General features: G+C 45.3%; 1 pseudogene. It reads right to left on the reverse strand.

Annotated features, from left to right (window positions below):
* Nucleotides 1-31: 31 nt before the first annotated feature.
* A pseudogene (locus HBA93_RS22625) lies at nt 32-247 on the reverse strand (TRAP transporter small permease subunit); the annotation flags it as partial.

Here is a 247-nt window from a genome sequence, read left to right on the forward strand (position 1 = left end):
GCAAACATAAAGAGGGTAATAAATTCCGAGCTCATACGATCTGCCCTTCCTGCGGTGCAGCATCAGGAACATAGGATGCAGGTTTGATCGGCTTACCACGCCAGATTGCAAAATCCTTGATCAGATTGGATATGCACTGCAACAACAGCAAGAAAACACCAATGGTCATCAGCGTTTTAATCGGCCAGAGAACCGGCGCCCATGCGGTGTAATTTTTCTGATTATAAACATAGGCATAATTGGTGCT

Origin of the sequence: Ochrobactrum sp. SFR4 (assembly GCF_019730395.1) — a bacterium.
Taxonomy (GTDB): Bacteria; Pseudomonadota; Alphaproteobacteria; order Rhizobiales; family Rhizobiaceae; genus Pseudochrobactrum.